Below are 12,094 nucleotides of genomic sequence, written 5' to 3'. Positions count from 1 at the left end.
GCCAGTGCTACGCCGGCCAGCCCTCCGGTCCAGGGGTTCCGGCCTGATATTCCTCCAGCGGGACATGTCCGGCGGTCCAGGACTTCAGCACGGGCGCCAGGATGCGCCAGCAGTCCTCGGCGGTGTCCGCCCGCACCGAGAGCAGCGGATCGCCGGTCAGGACGCCCTCCAGCACTTCACCGTAGGGGAGGAGCTCGGAAGAGCTCAGCTCCGCCTGCAACGTGGCCCGGTCCAGGCTCAGCACATCGCCCGGGCCGTTCACGTCGACGTCGAACTGCAGGGTGTCCGGGCCAAAACCGATCCGCAGCTGGTTGGGGGCGTCCACGCCGGTGAACCCCTTCGGCAGGTGCGGCACCGGCCGGAAGGTCACCACGGCCTCCTTGCGTTTTTTGCCCAGCGCCTTGCCCGAGCGCAGGATGAACGGCACGCCCTGCCAGCGCCAGTTGTCGATCTCCACCTGCACCTCGGCGAGGGTCTCGGTGCCCCTGGACGCGTCCACGCCCTCCTCCCGGGCATAGTCCGGGATTTTCCGGCTGTTGATCGAACCGGCGGTGTACCGTGCCCGGCGGGTGTTTTGGCGGTACGGGGCCTTGATTCTGCTGGCCCGCAGCACGGTGGCCACGGCATCGCGGAGGTCGCGTTCGTCCACGGACGCGGGCGGCTCGATTGCCATGAGGGCCATGATCTGAAGCAGATGGCTCTGGATCATGTCGCGGAGGGCGCCGGCGCCGTCGTAGTAGCGGGCGCGTCCTTCGAGAGCGAGGTCCTCGTCGAAAATGATCTCGATCTTTTCGACGTGCTGCCGGTTCCACACCGGCTCCAGGAACGTGTTCGCGAAGCGCAGGCCAAGGATGTTCAGGACGGTTGCCTTGCCGAGGAAGTGGTCCACCCGATGGATGTGGTCCTCCGGGACCAGCGCGGCCAGTGTCTTGTTCAGATGCTGCGCGGACTGCTCATCCGAGCCGAACGGCTTCTCCATGACCAGCCGGGTGCCGGCGGGCACGTCCTCGGGAGCCAGCGCCTCGCACGCGAGCTGGCTGACAGGCGGCGGCAGGGCGAAGTAGATGGCCACGGGGCCCTCCATCTGCGCCAGCAGCCCGGCGAGCTGGCCTTTGGCCGTGACATCGATCTGGTGGTAGCTGCTCTCCTGGCGGATCCGCTTGAGCTCCCGCTTGCCGTGGGCATCGGCCCGGGAGTTCTCGTCCGCAAAGGACTCCTCGATCCGGCCCAGCCACTGCTCCGGCGTCCAGGGGTCCGATCCCGCTCCGGCCAGGGTGAGGCCGTCGGCGCGGCCCCGGGCCACCAGGCGGGCCAGCCCTGGCAACAGGAGCCTGCCCGTCAGATCGCCTGAGGCGCCCAGGATGAGCAGGGTTTTTACAGTTGTTTGGCTGGTCACCTAAGCCAGCATGCCATCTTGAAGGCGCATCTTGGTACCCTAGATAGTCGAGTCCTGTTGTCGAGGCGGTTCGTCCAGGCGAACACCAGTCGCGACGCTGGCGTGCCGCACCGGCCGCCACCTGTAGATCCACTGAAAGAAGTGCACGGCGCGTGTTCAATTCACTCTCTGACCGGTTGACAGCAACCTTCAAGAATCTGCGTGGCAAAGGCCGCCTGACCGAGGCGGACGTTGACGCCACAGTCCGCGAGATCCGGCGTGCCCTCCTGGACGCCGATGTCGCCGTGCCCGTGGTCCGGGAGTTCACCGGCCGCGTGCGCGAGCGTGCCCTCGGCGCCGAGGTTTCCGGGGCGCTGAACCCGAGCCAGCAGATCGTCAAGATCGTCAACGAGGAGCTCGTGGAGATCCTCGGCGGCGAGACCCGCCGGATCCGCCTCGCCAAGACCGGACCCACCATCATCATGCTGGCCGGCCTGCAGGGCGCCGGCAAGACCACCCTGGCCGGCAAGCTCGCCAAGTGGCTCAAGTCCCAGGGCCACAGCCCCATGCTGGTGGCCTGCGACCTCCAGCGCCCCAACGCCGTGACCCAGCTGCAGGTGGTCGGCCAGCGCGCCGGGGTGCCCGTTTTCGCCCCGCACCCGGGCGCCACGTCCACCGAGCTGGACCACCCTGCCGGCGACCCGGTCGCCGTCGCCCGTGACGGCGTCGAGGAAGCCAAGCGCACCCTCCACGACGTCGTGATCGTGGACACCGCCGGCCGTCTTGGCGTCGACGCCGACATGATGGAGCAGGCGCGCCAGATCCGCCGCGCGATCGTCCCGAACGAAGTCCTGTTCGTGATCGACTCCATGATCGGCCAGGACGCCGTCAACACGGCCGTGGCCTTCGACGAGGGCGTCAACTTCACCGGCATCGTGCTCTCCAAGCTCGACGGCGACGCCCGCGGCGGTGCCGCGCTCTCCGTCGCATCGGTCACCGGCAAGCCGGTCATGTTCGCGTCCACCGGCGAAGGCGTGGACGACTTCGAGCTCTTCCACCCGGACCGCATGGCCTCGCGCATTCTCGACATGGGTGACGTCCTCACCCTGATCGAGCAGGCCGAGAAGTCCTGGGACAAGGATGAAGCCGCCCGGATGGCGAAGAAGTTCGCCGACCAGGAAGACTTCACCCTGGATGACTTCCTCGCCCAGATGCAGCAGATCCGCAACATGGGCTCCATGAAGAAAATGCTCATGATGATGCCGGGCGCGCAGAACATCCGCCAGCAGCTGGAGCAGTTCGACGAGCGCGAGATCGACCGTGTTGAGGCCATTGTCCGGTCCATGACCCCGCACGAGCGCGTTGCTCCGAAGATCATCAACGGCTCCCGCCGGGCCCGCATTGCCCGCGGTTCCGGCGTGCACGTCTCCGAGGTCAACGGACTGCTGGAGCGCTTTGCCCAGGCCCAGAAGATGATGAAGAAGATGGCCGCCGGCGGCGGGATGCCCGGAATGCCGGGGATGCCCGGCATGGGCGGCGGGGCGCGCAAGGGAGCCAAGCCCGCGCCCAAGAAGAAGGCCCGCTCCGGCAACCCGGCCAAGGCAGCGCAGGAACTGCGCGACGCCGAGGCCCGGCGTGCCGCCGGCTCCAAGGCCCTGCCCACCGGGGCATCGTTCGGCCAGCAGGGCGGCGACTTCGATCCGTCCCAGCTGAATTTGCCCAAGGGCTTCGACAAGTTCCTCGGCGGCAGCAAGTAGCCGCAGCTGCTAATGCCGCCGGGACTGTGTCGCCGGCGGCATCAGCACTGAAGTGCCATAGGGTTAGACAATGTTCAAGCAGCGCGTAGTCTTCGTCCACGGGGATGGCAGCTTCGGTGCCGCCGCGTGGCCAAAGCAGCACGGAATGGCGCTGGACTACGACGCCCTGTTCCTGCGGCGGCACGGGTTTGACGCCGTCGCGGAACCCCTCGAATCCAACTTCGCCGCCGACGCCGCAATTGTGCTCGCGTCGCTGGCAGACGACGGCCGCGGCGAGGCCGGCGGCCATGTGGTGGCCCATTCGCAGGGCGCGATCGCCGCGATGATGGCTGCCGTCGAGCGGCCCGACCTCGTCCAGTCGCTCACCCTGGTGGAACCGGCCTGCCTGTCCCTGACCGCGGAGCTTCCCGCCACCGCTGCGCACCGGGCGCTCATGCAGCCGCTCTTCGACGTCCGGCACAACCTCAGCGACGACGACTTCCAGCGGGAGTTCATCCGCCGCGCGTTTGCGGCCGACGCCCCGGGGGCCACGACGCCGGAGGCCCTCCGGGCGGCGCGCCGGCTCCGCCTGCAGGCGCCGCCGTGGGAAGCCCCGCTGCAGATCGTGCCGGGCGTGCCGACGCTGGTCCTGACCGGAGGCTGGGAACCGCTGTATGAGGAAATCGCCGGCTACCTGCGCGAGACCGGCGCCCTGCACCGCACGGCGCCGGGAGGGCACCGGCCCCAGGATTCAGCCGAGGGGGACCGGGCCATCCGCTCGTACATCGCCGAGGTTAGCCGGCACCAGCACGCCCGGGCGTCCTAGGAGGCTGCAGGTTCGCCTACGGCCGGTTCCGGCAGGTAGACCTTGCCGCCCGAGGCGAGGAACTCATTGCTCTTCGCCTGCATTCCGGCCGCCATCTGCGCCAGGGCCGCCTGCGAATCAGCTGAACCGTATTCGTCCCGGATGTCCTGGCTGATCCGCATCGAGCAGAACTTGGGACCGCACATCGAGCAGAAGTGGGCTGTCTTGGCCGGCTCCGCGGGAAGCGTCTCATCGTGGAAGGCCTCCGCCGTCACCGGGTCCAGGGACAGCGCGAACTGGTCCCGCCAGCGGAACTCAAACCGCGCCTTGGACAGGGCATCGTCGCGTTCGTGGGCGCCGGGGTGGCCCTTGGCGAGGTCGGCGGCGTGGGCCGCGATCTTGTAGGTGATCACGCCCGTCTTCACGTCGTCCTTGTTCGGCAGCCCGAGGTGTTCCTTGGGTGTCACGTAGCAGAGCATGGCGGTGCCGAAGCGGGCAATCTCCGTGGCGCCGATCGCCGAGGTGATGTGGTCATACCCCGGTGCGATATCGGTGACCAGCGGCCCGAGCGTATAGAACGGGGCGCCCTTGCAGAGTTCCTGCTGGCGCTCCACGTTTTCCCGGACGAGGTGGAAGGGCACATGTCCCGGGCCCTCCACCATGACCTGCACATCGAACTCCCAGGCCCGCTGCGTGAGCTCGGCCAGCGTGTCCAGCTCGGCGAACTGCGCCGCGTCGTTGGCATCCGCCGTCGCGCCGGGCCGCAGCCCGTCACCCAGGGAGAACGCGACGTCGTACTTCGCGAAGATCTCGCACAGCTCGTCGAAGTGGGTGTAGAGGAAGTTCTCCTGGTGGTGCGCCAGGCACCAGCCGGCCATGATGGAGCCGCCGCGGGAGACGATGCCGGTGACCCGGTTGGCTGTCAGGGGCACGTAGCGCAGCAGCACCCCGGCGTGGATGGTCATGTAGTCCACGCCCTGCTCGCACTGCTCGATCACGGTGTCCCGGAAGATCTCCCAGGTCAGGGCATTCGCCTCACCGTTGACCTTCTCCAGCGCCTGGTAGATCGGGACCGTGCCGATGGGGACGGGGGAGTTGCGGATGATCCATTCGCGTGTCGTGTGGATGTCGTCCCCGGTGGAGAGGTCCATGACCGTGTCCGCGCCCCACTGGGTGGCCCACTGGAGTTTGTCCACCTCCTCGGCGATGGAACTGGTCACGGCGGAGTTGCCGATATTGGCGTTGATTTTCACCAGGAACGCCTTGCCGATGATCATCGGCTCGGATTCGGGGTGGTTGACGTTGTTGGGAATGATCGCCCGCCCCGCGGCCACCTCGCTGCGGACCAGCTCCACATCGCAGTTCTCCCGCAGCGCGACGAACCGCATTTCCTGGGTGATGACACCGTCCCGGGCGTAGCGCATCTGCGTGACGGTCTTGCCCTCAACGGCGCGCCGCGGCACCGGCCGGCCGCCCCGCCACTCGGCCGACGCCGCACCCCGGCGCACCGCCGACTTGCCGTCGTCGAGCAGCTCCCGTTCCCGGCCGGCGTAGGTTTCGGTGTCCGCCCTGGCCTCAATCCAGGATGCCCGGAAGGGCTCCAGCCCGCGGACCGGATCGCTGCCGGGGCCGGCGGTGCGGTAGACCCGGAAGGGTGCGTTCCCGACGCCGCCCGGTGAGGGTTCCAGGGCAATCTCGGTCACCGGGACGCGGATGCCATGGTCCGGGTCCGTGGTGAAGGCCAGCGAGTGGGACTTCAGCGACTGCGTGGCGGCTGCAGGCTCATTTTGGGCTGACTCAATTTGGACGGGCTCGATTTGGGCAGGGCTGTGCTGGGTCAATTGGGTATTCACGAAAATACTCACTTCCTTCGCCGGCATTACCCGGACAGGTTCAACGGTCGCAGGCTGCGTCAGCCCGATCTCAGCCCCTGCAGGGGGCACCCGTGTGGTCGTAGACGAAGCTACCACGTGCCTGTCGACGGCTGTGGAGTATGACGCGGCCGGCGGACCGCGGTGTTAGCTTGGCATTGTGACTGTGCCCGGGGCCGCGGCCCGGATCAGGACGGCGACGCCGGAAGACCTTCCGGCGCTGCCGGTTCTCGAGGCCGCAGCAGACCGCATCCTCGAAGCGGAGCCGGGGGACCAGGCGCTCCCGGCTCCGGCGTTGACGACGCCGGTCGAGCCGCGCTTCATACTTGTCGCCGGAAACCCGCCCGTAGGATTTGCCCGCGTTGACGAACTCGGCGGCCAGGCCCACCTGGAGCAACTCTCCGTGCAGCCGGACTTCGGCGGGCGGGGGATCGGCCGGTCCGTGGTGGAGGCGGCCATCGATGCGGCCCGGAGTCGTGGCTGTTTATCGATGACGCTTAGCACCTTCGCGGACATTCCGTTCAATGGGCCGTTTTACGCGAGCTGCGGTTTCGAGGAATTCGCCCAGCCGGGCCAGGCGTTGGCTGCCCTGCGGGTGCACGAAGCGCAGCTGGGGCTGGATGATCTGGGCCGGCGGGTTGTCATGCGGATTAGGCTTAGGCCATGACCGGTATCATCGAATTCAGCGGCCCCATCCTCACGGCCGCGGACCAGGAACGCCGCGGACTTTGGTCGGTGGACGGACTGCTGACCTTCCGCCGCCCGGCAGCCGCGCCGGAGACCGTGCTGGACGGCTGGGTCATTCCCGGGTTCGTGGACGCACACTGCCACATCGGCCTGGGCCCGGGCGGGGACGTTTCCGAGGACACCGCCGAATCCCAGGCCCTGGCGGACCGGGACGCCGGGACGCTGCTGGTCCGAGATGCCGGCGCGGTCCACGACACCCGCTGGCTCCAGCAGCGGGCGGACCTTCCCCGGATCATCCGCTCCGGCCGGCACCTCGGCAGGACCCGGCGCTACCTGCCGGGCCTGGCCATCGAGGTCCAGCCGGAGGATCTCGTAGAGGCGGTGCGGAAGCAGGCCCGCGCGGGCGACGGCTGGGTCAAGCTCGTGGGGGACTGGATCGACCGCGACGCCGGCGACCTGGCGGCCAGCTTTCCCGCCCGGACGGTCAAGGACGCCGTCCAGGCCGCCCACGATGAAGGGGCCCGGGTCACCGCGCACTGCTTCGCCGAAGACACCCTGGATGACATGCTCGACGCCGGGATCGACTGCATCGAGCACGGCACCGGGCTGCTGCCCCGGCACCTGCCGCGCTTCCTCGACCAAGGCGTCCCGATCGTGCCCACTCTGATCAACATCGCCACGTTCCCGGACATCGCCACGCGGGCGGAGGCCAAGTTCCCCCGCTACGCCGCCCACATGCGCTCGCTGTGGGAACGGCGGGCTGAACGGGTCCTCGAAGCCTACGAGGCCGGGGTGGCCATCTATGCCGGCACCGACGCCGGCAGCGTGATCAGGCACGGCCGGATCGTGGACGAGATCCATGCCCTGCACGCCGCCGGCCTGCCCGCAGCAGCCGCCCTCGACGCGGCGGCCTGGTCCGCGAGGACGTGGCTCGGCGCGGACGGCATCGCCGAAGGGGCCAGCGCCGACGTCCTGGTATGCGCCGAAGACCCCCGGCAGCACCTCGGCACCCTCGCGGGCCTACAGCACATTGTGCTGAGGGGGCACTTCATCCGTTAGGAATAAATTGAAGCTTCAAGTAATTTAACCCTATACGAAAGGTCGCCGATACCCGGTGGCCGCAAGACACCGGAGCGTTTCGATGACCCAAGAATCCAGCACCCAGGATCTCCTTCCGGCCGAACTCAGCATGGGCACCGTGATGCTCAAGGTCGGCGACATGAAGCTCATGACCGATTACTACCAGTAGGCCCTCGGCCTGGAAATTGTGGCCGAACAGGACGGCGGCCTCTACCTCGGACGCAAGCGCAAGCCGCTGGTCCACCTGGCGCCCGCCCCCGGCCTGAACATTCCCTCCCGCGGCGAGGCCGGGCTCTTCCACACCGCCCTGCTCTTCGAGGACCAGCACTCCCTGGCGGCTACCGTGGCCACCGCGGCCCAGTATGAGCCCCAGTCCTTCACGGGCAGCGCGGACCACCTTGTCAGCGAGGCGTTCTACTTCAACGACCCCGAGGGCAACGGCATCGAGCTGTACTGGGACCGGCCGCGGGAAGCCTGGTCGTGGGAGGGCAAGAACGTCGTCATGGACAGCCTGGCCCTGCCGCCGCAGCGTTACCTGCAGCAGTTCCTGACCGAAGAATCCGTGACCGGCCAGCGCGAGGCCGCCGCCGGCGTCGGGCACGTCCACCTGCAAGTGGGCGACGTTCATTCCGCGCAAGAGTTCTACGTCGGCACCCTCGGATTCGAGAAGACCGCGGGCTGGCACGGCCAGGCACTGTTCGTCTCTGCCGGCGGCTACCACCACCACATGGCCATGAACGTCTGGAACAGCCGCGGCGCGGGTCCCCGGCGCGACACGTTGGGCCTGGGTGAAGTCCTCATCGAAGTGCCGTCCGGTGACGACGTCGCAGGCCTGGCCGACCGGCTTAAGGTCGCCGGCGTCGATTCGCACCACACCGGCGCCGAGCTGCGCTTCGAGGACCCGTGGCGCAACCGGATCCGCGTCGCCGTGCGCTAAGGCACGCTGTTCGCTGGGCATGTCCAGCGTTCATAGCTCCCCACTGGACATGCCCAACGTTCGTTGGCGGGACTTCGGAACATGTCCATCGGTCGCGGCCGGGAATGGACATGGCTGCCTTATGTCCATTGCTCACCGTCGGGGGAGGGCATTTCCACTGTTCGTTGGCGGGACTTCGGAACATGTCCATCGGTCGCAGCCGGATGGGCTGGGTTTCCCGGGCTGGAGGAGGACATGTCCACTGGTCGCCCTCAGGACCGCTGGGTATGTCCACCGGTCGCAGCCGGGAACGGACATAGCTGCCATATGTCCAGTGCTCACGGTCAGGGGAGGGCATGTCAACTGGTCGCCCTCAGGACCCCTGGGCATGTCCGCGGGCGGGGCCGGGTGGGCAGGGTTCCCGGGCCGGAGGAGGGCATGTCCACTCGTCGCCCTCAGAACCGCTGGGTATGTCCACCGGTCGCGGCCGGGAATGGACATAGCTGCCATATGTCCATTGCTCACCGTCGGGGGAGGGCATGTCCACAGTTCGTTGGCGGGACTTCGGAACATGTCCATCGGTCGCGGCCGGGAACGGACATAGCTGCCATATGTCCAGTGCTCACGCTCCGGGGAGGGCATGCCCACGGGTGGGACCAAGTATGGCGACATCCGGCACGGTTACGGAGGGCATGTCCACCAGCGTCGCCGTGCGCTAAAGGCACGCTAGGCTGAAGCGACGCCGAAAACAGCGGTCCGCGTACCGCCGAACCCTAAGGACAAGCTGCATGGGATTCACCGAACTCTTTGTGTCCACCCACGAAGAAGCCCTCAAGCGCGCCGGCGCACTCGAAGGCGGCGGGCCGGCCGCGCCGGGGGCAGTCCGCATCCCGGAGATTAGTGACTTTGAGGTGGAGCGGCTGGGAGACCTCGCCGGAGTGGCCGTGCACGCCCCGGGCGCGGATTACGAGCTGGCCATGGTTGACGTGGCCAGCGACTCGCTGCTCGGCGTCCCCGCCGCGATGGTCCGCACGCTGGCGGAACTGCTCAGCTATGAAACCGAAGGGGAGGGCGACGTCCTCGAGGACGTCGCGGCCAACTGGGCCGCCGAGGAGGACATGCCCTTCGGCCCGGACGAGGCGCGGGGCTATGTCCGCCGGATCGCCGAGCTCGCCGCTGGAGTCGACCCCGCCACCAGGTCCGGCCTCTACGTCTGGACGTCCTGACCGGCCTGGATCGCCGCGACCAGGGGGCGTGCTGGCGCGCCGGACCCGCGTCAAGTCGAAATCCTGCCGGTGTTCTGGCACAATGAACAGGTACTCGATCTGCGTGGCCCCTCTCTCCGCGTCTGGATCTTGTCCTTTAGAACCCCCAAGTACGGCCCGCCCCACGGGTGCAGAACGCCGGGCTCGACCCCGTTTCAGAAACAGGAGTGACCACAAAAGTGGCCGTAAAGATTCGCCTTAAGCGCTTCGGTAAGATGCGCGCACCGTACTACCGCATCGTCGTCATGGACTCACGCTCCAAGCGTGATGGCCGTGCTATTGAAGAGATCGGCAAGTACCACCCGACCGAAGAGCCCTCGTACATCGAGGTCGACACGGACCGTGCCCAGTACTGGCTCGGCGTCGGCGCACAGCCGTCCGAGCAGGTTGCCGCGATCCTGAAGATCACCGGTGACTGGCAGAAGTTCAAGGGTCTCCCGGGCCAGGAGGGAACCTTGAAGACCAAGGCTCCCAAGGCTGCCTTCGTTACCCCGGAAAAGGGTTCCGTGATCATCCCGGAAGCCATCACCAAGAAGGCCAAGAAGGATGAAGCTGCCGAGGCTCCCGCCGACGCCGCCGAAGCAGAGACCACCGAGGCTGAGTAAATTGCTGGCAGAAGCGCTCGAACACCTGGTCCGCGGGATTGTTGACAGCCCCGAGGACGTCAAGGTCAGTGCGAAGAACAACCGCCGCGGGGAAACCCTTGAGGTGCGCGTTCATCAGGACGACCTCGGACGGGTGATCGGCCGGCAGGGCCGGACCGCACGCGCATTGCGCACTGTGGTTGCGGCGCTGGCGGACGGCGAGCAGGTCAGGGTCGACGTCGTCGACACCGACCGCCGCCGGTAACGCTTTCAGCACTACTTGTCTTGAGTCCGGCCCCTTCACCAGATAATGGTGGAGGGGCCGGACTGTTTTCCCGTCGTTACGCAACAGACTTACAGAATCACCAACCCCGAACAGAGGAACAGATGCAGCTCCAGGTGGCACGAATCGGCAAGCCCCACGGCATCCGCGGCGAAGTGACCGTCCAGGTGCTCACCGACGCGCCCGGCGACCGTTTTGTTCCCGGCACGCAGTTCATCGTGGAACCCGTCTCCGCCGGGCCGCTGACGGTGTTCAGCGCGCGCTGGAACAAGGACATCCTGTTGCTGGCCTTCGATGAGATCGAAACCCGCAACGAGGCCGAGACCCTGCGCGGCGCGAAGCTGTTCATCGAAACCGAAGAAATCGGCGCCGCCGACGACGACGAGGGCTGGTACGAGCACGAGCTCGTGGGCCTGGACGTCCGGGTGGGCGCCAGCGTGGTCGGCAAGGTCTCGGGACTGCACACGCTGCCCGTCCAGGACCTGCTGGTGGTCACCACGACCGACGGCAAGGAAGTCCTGATCCCGTTCGTCGAGCAGATTGTGCCCGAGGTCAACGTGGGTGAAAAGTACGTCCTCGTCACCCCGCCGCCCGGGCTGTTCGAGGTCAACACCGACGAGGCCCCCGACCAGCACAACCTCGATGAGCAGGGCAACGCGTAGATGAGAATCGACGTCGTCAGCATCTTTCCGGAGTACCTGGCCCCGCTGGAACTGTCGCTGATCGGCAAGGCCCGCCAGGACGGCCTGCTGGACCTCAAGGTCCACGACCTGCGTGAGTTCACCACCGACCGGCACCGGACGGTCGATGACACCCCCTACGGCGGCGGCGCCGGCATGGTCATGAAGCCCGAGCCGTGGGCGCAGGCCCTCACCGCCGTGGCCGCCGGGCGGTCCGAAGACGCCGGCGTGCCGGATTCTGCCGGCAAGCCGGTCCTGATTGTCCCGTCGCCGGCGGGGGAGCGCTTCACCCAGGCCACCGCGCACGAACTGGCCGAGGAAGAGCAGCTGGTGTTCGCCTGCGGACGCTATGAAGGCATCGACGAACGCGTCCTGGAATGGGCCGCGGACCACTTCACGGTGCGCCCGATGAGCCTGGGGGACTACGTCCTCAACGGCGGCGAAGTCGCCGTGCTGGCCATGGTTGAGGCCATCGGGCGGCTGCTGCCCGGCGTCGTCGGCAACCCCGAGTCCCTGGTCGAGGAGTCCCACTCGGACGGGCTGCTCGAGTACCCCGTCTACACCAAGCCCTCCAGCTGGCGGGACCGGGACGTCCCGGCGGTGCTGCTGAGCGGCAACCACGGCAAGATCGCCCAGTGGCGCCGGCACGAGCAGTACCGGCGCACCGCCGAACGCCGCCCCGACCTCCTGGTGGAGTTCGACGCCGGCAGGCTGCCGCGCGCGGACCGCACGGCGTTCGCTGACCTGGGGTACGACGTCGTCGACGGCCACCTGGTGCGCCGTCCCGACGCCTAACCGCCGGGATTGGGCTA

The 12,094-nt window shown here is 67.7% G+C and carries 11 protein-coding genes, 1 pseudogene and 1 riboswitch; of the genes and pseudogenes, 10 read left to right on the top strand and 2 right to left on the bottom strand.

The annotated features are described in order from the left end of the window. Nucleotides 1–7: 7 nt before the first annotated feature. A complete protein-coding gene (locus MRBLAR12_RS20105) occupies nt 8–1,396 on the bottom strand; it encodes a glucose-6-phosphate dehydrogenase (RefSeq protein WP_364747963.1) in 1,389 nt (462 codons plus the stop codon). Nucleotides 1,397–1,548: 152 nt separating this feature from the next. Between MRBLAR12_RS20105 and ffh the strand changes: the two genes are divergently transcribed. Next, a complete protein-coding gene (gene ffh, locus MRBLAR12_RS20100; protein WP_229992667.1) occupies nt 1,549–3,132 on the top strand; it encodes a signal recognition particle protein in 1,584 nt (527 codons plus the stop codon). Nucleotides 3,133–3,202: 70 nt separating this feature from the next. Next, nucleotides 3,203–3,937 carry an alpha/beta fold hydrolase gene (locus MRBLAR12_RS20095; protein ID WP_229992666.1) on the top strand — a complete coding sequence of 245 codons (735 nt, stop codon included), beginning with the start codon at nt 3,203–3,205 and terminating at the stop codon, nt 3,935–3,937. On the opposite strand, the gene thiC is transcribed toward MRBLAR12_RS20095, so the two are convergent. After that, nucleotides 3,934–5,769: a phosphomethylpyrimidine synthase ThiC gene (thiC, locus tag MRBLAR12_RS20090; protein ID WP_290369323.1), complete on the bottom strand. Its 1,836-nt coding sequence runs from the start codon at nt 5,767–5,769 to the stop codon at nt 3,934–3,936. The genes MRBLAR12_RS20095 and thiC overlap by 4 nt on opposite strands. Next, nucleotides 5,765–5,873, bottom strand: a riboswitch (TPP riboswitch). (Overlaps the previous gene by 5 nt.) Before the next feature lie 74 nt (nt 5,874–5,947). Here thiC and MRBLAR12_RS20085 point away from each other — a divergent pair. The 8 genes and pseudogenes from MRBLAR12_RS20085 (at nt 5,948) to trmD (ending at nt 12,077) form a co-directional block, all read left to right on the top strand. Next, nucleotides 5,948–6,454 (top strand): GNAT family N-acetyltransferase, encoded by a 507-nt coding sequence (locus MRBLAR12_RS20085; protein ID WP_229992665.1) that lies wholly within the window; start codon nt 5,948–5,950, stop codon nt 6,452–6,454. Beyond that, entirely contained in the window at nt 6,451–7,533 is a 1,083-nt protein-coding gene (locus tag MRBLAR12_RS20080; protein ID WP_364747957.1) for an amidohydrolase family protein, read from the top strand. The genes MRBLAR12_RS20085 and MRBLAR12_RS20080 overlap by 4 nt, the downstream gene beginning before the upstream one ends. An 82-nt stretch (nt 7,534–7,615) precedes the next feature. Then, nucleotides 7,616–8,491, top strand: a pseudogene (locus tag MRBLAR12_RS20075) (VOC family protein). 767 nt (nt 8,492–9,258) lie between these two features. After that, on the top strand, nt 9,259–9,696 hold the full coding sequence (locus MRBLAR12_RS20070; RefSeq protein ID WP_229992662.1) for a hypothetical protein: 438 nt from the start codon (nt 9,259–9,261) through the stop codon (nt 9,694–9,696). 218 nt (nt 9,697–9,914) lie between these two features. Then, entirely contained in the window at nt 9,915–10,340 is a 426-nt protein-coding gene (gene rpsP / locus MRBLAR12_RS20065) for a 30S ribosomal protein S16 (protein WP_026266438.1), read from the top strand. 1 nt (nt 10,341) lies between these two features. After that, complete coding sequence (locus tag MRBLAR12_RS20060; protein ID WP_079554798.1) at nt 10,342–10,584, top strand: RNA-binding protein; 243 nt, start codon at nt 10,342–10,344, stop codon at nt 10,582–10,584. Between the two features lie 122 nt (nt 10,585–10,706). Continuing rightward, complete coding sequence (gene rimM / locus MRBLAR12_RS20055; RefSeq protein WP_229992661.1) at nt 10,707–11,264, top strand: ribosome maturation factor RimM; 558 nt, start codon at nt 10,707–10,709, stop codon at nt 11,262–11,264. Continuing rightward, the gene (trmD, locus tag MRBLAR12_RS20050) at nt 11,265–12,077 is read left to right on the top strand and encodes a tRNA (guanosine(37)-N1)-methyltransferase TrmD (RefSeq protein ID WP_229992660.1); all 813 of its coding nucleotides are present in this window, start codon (nt 11,265–11,267) and stop codon (nt 12,075–12,077) included. Nucleotides 12,078–12,094: the final 17 nt, after the last annotated feature.

This window comes from Arthrobacter sp. LAR12-1-1.1, from assembly GCF_040676555.1.
Classification (GTDB): domain Bacteria; phylum Actinomycetota; class Actinomycetes; order Actinomycetales; family Micrococcaceae; genus Arthrobacter.
The sequence above is the reverse complement of the archived record's forward strand: the minus strand, read 5'-3'. Positions and strand labels throughout refer to the sequence as shown.